A 6,300-nucleotide genomic window follows, 5' to 3' on the forward strand; every position below is an offset into this window, starting at 1 on the left:
CCGGTGCGCCGCCCTGGCAGCACACTGCGACGATGGACGAGCGACGGACCACCCCCCACCTGGACCTGCCGCTGCACCGCCTCCAGGTCCCGCTGCCGCATCTGCTGCCGTTCGCGATCGGCAGCTTCGACGCCATCGGCCCGCTGTCCCGGGCCGGCTTCCCCCACCGGCACTCCTTCTACGAGATCGTCTACCTGACCGGCGGGCGCGGCGCCCACGTCCTGGACCTGGTCCAGCGGCCGGTGCAGCCCCCGCAGTTGTGCGTGATCGCGCCCGGCCAGGTGCACTACTGGGCGGACGCGGACGACCTCACCGGGCAGGTCGTGCTGTTCAACGAGGACTTCCTGCTGGCCCACCCGCAGGACCTCGCCGCGCTGCGCACCCTGGCCTCCCGTCCGGCGGTGCGGCTCGGCGAGCAGGCCGCGCCGATCGCCGCGCTGCTGGCGGACATGGAGGCCGAGTACCGGGCCCGGCCGACCGGCTACCCGGGCGTGCTGCGGGCCAGTCTGCACATCCTCGTCGTGCGCGCGCTGCGGGCCTGTTCGCCCGGCGGCACGGGCGGGCAGCCCGGCCGCACCGGGGACCTCGCGGCCGCCTTCACCCGGCTGATCGCCACCCCGGGCGGGGTGCAGCGCTCGGTCGCCTCCTGCGCGCACGAGTTGGGCGTCTCCCCGGGCCACCTCCAGGCGATGGTCAAGCAGGCCACCGGACGCACCCCGGGCCGGCTGATCCGCCAGCAGCAGACGCTGGAGGCCAAACGGCTGCTGGCCTGCACCGAGCTGACGGTGCGGCAGGTGTCCAGGGAGGCCGGATTCGGGGATCCGGCGTACTTCTGCCGGTTCTTCCGCCGGGAGACCGGGATGACGCCGGGGGAGTTCCGGTCCAGTGTCGGAGGAAATCACCACGATCCCCGGATCACGTCCATCGCGGCGGCCCCGGACGGCCCGTAGTTTGACTGCTGGCCACCGGCGGACCGCCCGGCGCGAGCGGGCGGTCCGCCGGCCCGGTCCTTGTCATGCCCCCACCATGGCAAGGGCCGTCCCCGGACAGCACCACCAGATCCCCCACACTCACACCGAAGGAGTCGGCGCATGCCCGCGTCCGAAGAGCCCCTCACCGGGACGGACGGTCCGACCGACCGCCGGATCAGCCGCAAGACCGTCCTCAGGGCCGCCGCCGTGCTCGGCACCGCGCCGCTGCTCGTCGGCGGAGGCGTCGCGCTGGCCCGCGACCGGGTCGGCACCGGCGAGATGCCGGAGTTCACCCCCGACTGCCACGACGGCGACGCCCCGACCATCGAGCAGACCGAGGGCCCCTACTTCAAGCCCAACTCCCCGCTGCGCACCTCGCTCATCACCGACAGCACCCCGGGCACCCGGCTCACCGTCAGCGGCTTCGTCTTCGGCCGCGCCTGCCTGCCGCTCAACAACGTCCTGATGGACTTCTGGCAGGCCGACGTGAACGGCAACTACGACAACGCCGGCTACACCTTCCGCGGCCACCAGTTCACCAACGCCCAGGGCGCGTTCAGCCTGACCACGATCGTGCCCGGCCTCTACCCGGGCCGCACCCGGCACATCCACGTCAAGCTCCAGGCGCCCAACCGCCCGGTGGTCACCACCCAGCTGTACTTCCCGAACGAGCCGCGCAACAGCACCGACACCATCTACGACGCCCGGCTGCTGATGAACGTCCGGCAGGTCGGCTCGGCCAAGGAGGGCACGTTCGACTTCGTGCTCAACGTGGCGCAGACCCCGACCCCGACGCCCACCGGCCCGACCCCGACGCCGACCGGTCCGACCTCGCCGCCCCCCGGTGGCACCTGGACGGCCGGCACCTTCTACAACGCGGGCGACCGCGTCACCTACGGCGGCGCCTCCTACCAGTGCCTCCAGGGGCACACCGCATACCCGGGGTGGGAGCCGCCGAACGTGCCGGCCCTCTGGCGGCGGTTGTAGCGGCTCCGGCCGCCTGACCCGAGGGTCACGGACGCCCGGTCGGCGGCAGGGCCGGCCGGGCGGCCCGTCCGCCCACTGCGCCCCGCGAGGCCGTGCGCGGGGCGCAGTGGCGACGGCTGCCCGGCGTTGTCAAGCGCCGGGCACTATCGGTCCGGAACCGCTAGGGCCACGAAAGGAAGCGAATCCAGTCGATCTTGCCGACTGGTTAGGCTTTCAAATGTTCTCACGGTTAAAGTCAATGCCATGCATGCCTGGCCCGCCTCCGAGGTTCCCGCCCTGCCTGGTCAGGGGCTCCCCCTTCGAATCCACGACACCGCGACGGGCGGCGTCCGGGAGGTCGTGCCGCAGGACGGCACCGCCCGGATCTACGTCTGCGGCATCACCCCCTACGACGCGACCCACATGGGCCACGCCGCCACCTACAACGCCTTCGACCTGGTGCAGCGGGTGTGGAAGGACGCCGGCCACGACGTCCTCTACGTGCAGAACGTCACCGACGTCGACGACCCGCTGCTCCAGCGCGCGGTCGAGACCGGCCAGGACTGGGTGGCCCTCGCCGAGCGCGAGACCGCGCTCTTCCGCGAGGACATGACCGCGCTGCGGCTGCTCCCGCCGGCCCACTACATCGGCGCCGTCGAGTCCATCCCGTGGATCGTCCCGCTGGTCCAGAAGCTGCTGGCGAGCGGTGCCGCCTACGAGCTGGACGGCGACATCTACTTCTCGGTCGAGTCCGACCCGCGCTTCGGCGAGGTCTCCGGCCTCGACCGGGACGCCATGCGCCCGGTCTTCGCCGAGCGCGGCGGCGACCCGGACCGCCCCGGCAAGCGCCACCCGCTGGACGCCCTGCTCTGGCTGGCCGCCCGCCCCGGCGAGCCCGCCTGGGACACCGAGCTCGGCCACGGCCGCCCCGGCTGGCACATCGAGTGCGTCGCCATCGCGCTGCAGTTCCTCGGCATGTCCTTCGACATCCAGGGCGGCGGCAGCGACCTCTCCTTCCCGCACCACGAGATGGGCGCCTCGCACGCCCAGGTCGCCACCGGCGGCCACCCGTACGCCCGGGCGTACGTGCACGCCGGCATGGTCGGCCTGGACGGCCACAAGATGTCCAAGTCCCGCGGCAACCTGGTCTTCGTCTCGGCGCTGCGCCGCGAGGGCGTCGACCCGGCCGCGATCCGCCTCGCCCTGCTCTCGCACCACTACCGCGAGGACTGGGAGTGGACCAAGGCCACCCTGGACGAGGCCGTCGAGCGGCTCGCCCGCTGGCGCGCCGCGGTCTCCCGGCCGGACGGGCCGGCCGCCGAGCAGCTGCTCGCCGAGGTCCGCGCCGCGCTCGCCGCCGACCTGGACGCGCCCGCCGCGCTGGCCGCGGTGGACCGCTGGGCCGCCGCGCAGCAGGCCGGGGGCGGCACCGACATCGGCGCCCCGGGCCTGGTCACCCGCACCGTGGACGCGCTGCTCGGCGTCGCGCTGTGACGTCCTGAGGCAACGCCGACGTCGCTCGGACACGCAGGGGTCGCCCGACCGGCGGCCCCTGCGTCGTGGCGTCAGGCCGCGTGGACCACCCTGATCTTCGACTGCTTGTGCGGCAGCGCCTCCCAGTCGGCCATCAGCTCGCCGCGCAGCCCGTACCGGCCGGCCAGCTCGATCAGCGACTCGGCCCGGTAGTAGAAGTCCTCCCGCAGCACCTGGTGCTCGACGTCCTCGGTCCGGTCGAAGGTGAAGTCGAAGAACCCCTCGGGGTGGAGGATCCGGCCCACGTTCGCCAGGCACTGCTCGATGACCCCGCGCGGCGAGTGCGAGAACACGCTGTGCGCGTGCACGACGGTGAAGTGGGCGTCCGGCAGGCAGGCCAGGTCGAGGCCCTGGACCAGGCCCAGGTTGGGGAGCTTCGCCTGGAGCCCGAACTCGACGACGGTGCGCCGGGCCGCGAGCAGGATGTCCGGCGAGATGTCGACACCGTGGTAGTGGCCGGGGGCGAGGTGCTCGATGAACCGCCAGCCGGCCCGGAGGTTGCCGCAGCCGATCTCCAGCATCCGGTCGGTGGGCCGCAGGCCGTGGCCGATCAGATAGTCGAACTGCAGCTTTCCGAGGGCGAGCCAGTGCTCGCGGTCCTGGCTGCCGACCGCCCGGTCGGCGCTGCGCGCGGTGTCCGAGCGCATCACCGCCCGGTAGTAGCCGACGTGGTCGGGGGAGACCAGGCGCAGCCAGGTGTCCCGGGCCAGCCGCCGGGTGTGCGGGAGGACCCGCCCGGGGTGGGACAGCGCGTAGCGGGTCTGGTAGAGCTTGCTGGACCGGTTGGGCATGCCGTCACGCTAAACACGCCGCCGCCTTCCCGCCCGTCGCACCGGCGCGTCCTTGGGCCGACCGGCGCACGGCGCCGCCGCGTGCGGCGGGCCCGGGCGCCGCGTCCGACGCCCGGGCCCGCCGTCCGCTGGGCGCCCCGGGGGTCACTCCTCCTCGGCGCCGTCCTGGCTCTCCCGGGCGGACGGCGGCTCCGGCTCGGCGGGCCGCTCCGCGGTGGCGTGCCCGGCGACCGGCTTCTCCCCGGTCGGCCCGACGTTCTCCCGGCGCCGCAGGTAGCGCTCGAACTCGCGGGCGATCGCGTCCCCCGAGGCCTCCGGCAGCTCCGCGGTGTCCTGCGCCTCCTCCAGCTGCTGGACGTACTCGGCGACCTCGCTGTCCTCGGCGGCCAGCTGGTCCACGCCCAGCTGCCAGGCCCGGGCGTCCTCGCCGAGTTCGCCCGGCGGGATGCGCAGGTCCAGCAGGTCCTCCAGCTTGTTGATCAGCGCCAGGGTGGCCTTGGGGTTCGGCGGCTGCGCGACGTAGTGCGGCACCGCCGCCCAGAGCGTCACGGCCGGCACCCCGGCGTGCGTGCAGGCCTCCTGGAGCACCCCGACGATCCCGGTCGGGCCCTCGTAGCGGCTCTCCTCCAGGTCCAGCCGGCGGGCCAGCTCGGGGTCCGAGGTGACGCCGCTGACCGGCACCGGGCGGCTGTGCGGGGTGTCGCCCAGCAGCGCGCCGAGGATCACCACCAGCTCGATGCCCAGCTCGTGCGCGAAGCCCAGCAGCTCGTTGCAGAACGAGCGCCAGCGCATGCTCGGCTCGATGCCGCGCACCAGCACCACGTCCCGGGTCTTCGGCTCGGTCACCCGGATCACCGAGAGCCGGGTGGTGGGCCAGGTGATCCGGCGCACCCCGCCGTCCAGCCACACGGTCGGCCGGTTGACCTGGAAGTCGTAGTAGTCCTCCGCGTCGAGCGCGGCGAACACCTTGCCGCCCCAGGTCTCGTCCAGATGCGCCAGGGCCGCGGAGGCGGCGTCGCCCGCGTCGTTCCACCCCTCGAAGGCGCAGACCATCACCGGGTCGATCAACTCGGGAACATCTTCCAGCTCGATCACCCAGCGTCTCCCTCCGGTCGGCCGCCTCCGCCCCGCCCGGCCGGGACTGCCCGGGCGCCGGCGGGCCGGATGCCGACGGTCGAACCTCTCGTCACCCATGGAACGCCTCGCTCCATGGTTCCCTACCTGCCCAGCCTACGGGCTTTGAAGCCCCGTTCCGGCGGGCCACCGGGACAGTCTGGGGGAGGGGGCGGCCGCGATCCAGCGGTTATCCGGGGACGCCCGCCGTCCGGCCGCGCCGCGGTCCGGCGGCGGCGCGATGATGGGAGGGAGGGGCGGAGCGACCGGGACCGGACGGCGTGGCTGCGAGGAGCCGGCGGATGAGCGGATGGCGGTGCACGGGTGCCGTGTCGGCGGCGCTGCTGACGGCGGCGGCCGGAGCGGTGGGGGCGCTCTGGGCCGCGGGGCGGCGGCTGCCGGTGGAGCACGTCAGCGGGGGCGGCCTGGAACTCTCGCAGCCGCCCGGCGCGGTCTGGGAGGTGCTGGCCGACATCGACCTGTTCCCGGCCTGGCGCCCCGACGTGGCGCACGTCGAACGGCTGCCCGCCACCGCCGCCGGACGCCCGCGCTGGCGCGAGGACGGCCGGCACGGGCACACCGTCTACGAGGTGGTGGAGAGCGAGGCCCCGCACCGCCTGGTGACCGGCATCGCCGACCCCGACCTGCCGTACGGCGGCACCTGGACGTTCGTGCTGACCGCGGCCGGCGACGGCTGCACCCTCACCGTCACCGAGCGCGGCGAGGTGTACCACCCGCTGTACCGGGGCGTCTCGCACTACGTCACCGGCGAGGGCGCCACCGTCCACCGCTTCCTGGCCGCGCTCGCCCACCGGATGGCCGGGTGACGGGCTAGCTGTTCTGGCCCGTGAGGTTGGGAACGCGGCTGGTGGGTGGTTTGCCTGCGAGTGCGGTGTGTCCGCGGTGGTGATTGTAGGTGTGGAGCC

General features: G+C 73.9%; 6 protein-coding genes. 4 read left to right on the forward strand and 2 right to left on the reverse strand.

The genetic code is table 11. The features are described 5' to 3' along the window. Positions 1-32: 32 nt before the first annotated feature. From ACFZBX_RS35730 to mshC, 3 genes are all read left to right on the forward strand, one after another. The gene (locus ACFZBX_RS35730; protein WP_391537974.1) at positions 33-950 is read left to right on the forward strand and encodes a helix-turn-helix domain-containing protein; all 918 of its coding nucleotides are present in this window, start codon (positions 33-35) and stop codon (positions 948-950) included. Positions 951-1,091: 141 nt separating this feature from the next. Then, positions 1,092-1,958, forward strand: coding sequence for a carbohydrate-binding protein (locus ACFZBX_RS35735; RefSeq protein ID WP_391537975.1), 867 nt, complete (start codon positions 1,092-1,094; stop codon positions 1,956-1,958). Between the two features lie 243 nt (positions 1,959-2,201). Beyond that, positions 2,202-3,431: a cysteine--1-D-myo-inosityl 2-amino-2-deoxy-alpha-D-glucopyranoside ligase gene (gene mshC / locus ACFZBX_RS35740; RefSeq protein WP_391537976.1), complete on the forward strand. Its 1,230-nt coding sequence runs from the start codon at positions 2,202-2,204 to the stop codon at positions 3,429-3,431. A gap of 71 nt (positions 3,432-3,502) precedes the next feature. On the opposite strand, the gene ACFZBX_RS35745 is transcribed toward mshC, so the two are convergent. Both ACFZBX_RS35745 and ACFZBX_RS35750 read right to left on the reverse strand, forming a co-directional pair. Then, positions 3,503-4,261, reverse strand: coding sequence for a class I SAM-dependent methyltransferase (locus ACFZBX_RS35745; RefSeq protein ID WP_391537977.1), 759 nt, complete (start codon positions 4,259-4,261; stop codon positions 3,503-3,505). A gap of 144 nt (positions 4,262-4,405) precedes the next feature. After that, positions 4,406-5,356: a PAC2 family protein gene (locus ACFZBX_RS35750; protein WP_391537978.1), complete on the reverse strand. Its 951-nt coding sequence runs from the start codon at positions 5,354-5,356 to the stop codon at positions 4,406-4,408. 320 nt (positions 5,357-5,676) lie between these two features. Here ACFZBX_RS35750 and ACFZBX_RS35755 point away from each other — a divergent pair, with 320 nt between their 5' ends. After that, on the forward strand, positions 5,677-6,201 hold the full coding sequence (locus ACFZBX_RS35755) for an SRPBCC domain-containing protein (RefSeq protein ID WP_391537979.1): 525 nt from the start codon (positions 5,677-5,679) through the stop codon (positions 6,199-6,201). Positions 6,202-6,300 lie beyond the last annotated feature (99 nt).

The sequence above is a fragment of the Kitasatospora sp. NPDC008115 genome, assembly GCF_042957205.1.
Lineage (GTDB): Bacteria > Actinomycetota > Actinomycetes > Streptomycetales > Streptomycetaceae > Kitasatospora.